At 50.3% G+C, this 1,454-nt stretch carries 1 protein-coding gene; it reads right to left on the minus strand.

Annotation, left to right across the window (positions count from 1 at the left end; all coding sequences use genetic code 11):
* Positions 1-197 precede the first annotated feature (197 nt).
* Positions 198-1,325 (minus strand): IS110-like element ISSso6 family transposase, encoded by a 1,128-nt coding sequence (locus BFF42_RS17015; protein WP_001063816.1) that lies wholly within the window; start codon positions 1,323-1,325, stop codon positions 198-200.
* Positions 1,326-1,454: the final 129 nt, after the last annotated feature.

The raw sequence follows: 1,454 nt of genomic DNA on the forward strand, positions 1-1,454 counted from the left end.
AGGGCGACGTAGCAGTAAATCCGACGGTGAATCACGCTGATATTCGCGGGTTGGATACCGCATTACAGAGGTCCGTCATATGAGCCTGCCACTTTCTTACGTCGCGAATCAGCTTTGTTCCGCCGTCGCCAAGCGCTAACGTGGGTTACTCTTGTACCGGGCTACGTCGCCTTCAGGGAACTGGTTATTCTCATTTTTTATTTGTGACATTGTGGTTGTTGTGCGACAGACATTGCTATTCGGCCCATATCCCAGATAAAACCCGCCAGCTCACGTGCAACAGCAACAATTGTAATATTGACATTCTTTCCTTTGGCCTGAAGTTTTCGATACCTCTTACAAAGCCTGAGTTGAGCATCCCATGCTCTGTCAATGACGGGGCGGGGTAAATTTTCCTGCCTTTTTTGTATTGCCGGACTGATGCGTGCCGGATGACGGTAACTCCACGCTGCCTCGACCAATAGCTTTCTGGCATAGCTGTTTCCGGCTTTGGTAATGCTGCCCTGATGTCTGCTTCCACCCGATGAATATTCTGATGGCGTGATACCAAACCATGACATCAGTTGTCGTGGATGTTCAAAACGGGTCAGATCACCCAGTTCAGAAATTAATCCAACCGCAGTAATAAACTGAATCCCTCGCATGGCTTGCAGCGCCTCTACTACCGGATACAGCCTCCATTCGGTAACGGCCTCCTTCAGGGCGGATTCCAGCCGTTCACATTGTGCCTGCCGGTCTTCTATTGTACGACGGTGTTCGTCAAAAGCTAATTGTCGCCAGGGACTTTCGAATGAGTATTTGCTGAGCCAGCGTCGGTGTGCAGGGCCCCAATCTGCTCGCCCGACATAATGGACCCCATGAACCAGAAGAAACGATTTCAGACGTTGCCTTGCATGCCGTAAATCATCGCGGGCAGATGCCCATGCCCGGGCCAAATCCCGGAATGCCTCATCTTCAATGCCGGGTACGTAGACAGCAGAAAGATCTCCTGCACGCAGTGAACGCACAAGTCTGATGGCATCACGGCGATCGGTTTTAACCCGCTCCCCCGGTTTTTTCGGGATAAGTGAGGGGGCGCAGACCATGCAGTCAAAACCGGATTTCACCAGCCGACGATAAAGTCCATAACCACAGGGCCCCGCTTCATAAACGATACTGACCTGCGATGACTTTGACCTGAGACGTTTACAAAGATTCTGAATATCAGTAGGTGATGTGCCAATTTTACCCATCAGTTCAACAGGTTCTGAATTGATAGCATAAGCGACAGTAATCGATTCTTTGTGAACATCTAACCCGACGTACAATGTGTTATTGTTGTTCATGCTGGCCTCCGTGGTGGAAATACCGGGGTGTAGCAACAGCTCACCCATGCGGCTCTGACAACGATGTTAACCCGCGTTAAATATCCCACGTTGGCCAGCATCTGTCTCACGGAAAGTCATACTGCCTTA

Origin of the sequence: Shigella sp. FC1661 (genome assembly GCF_001712525.1) — a bacterium.
Lineage (GTDB): Bacteria > Pseudomonadota > Gammaproteobacteria > Enterobacterales > Enterobacteriaceae > Escherichia > Escherichia coli.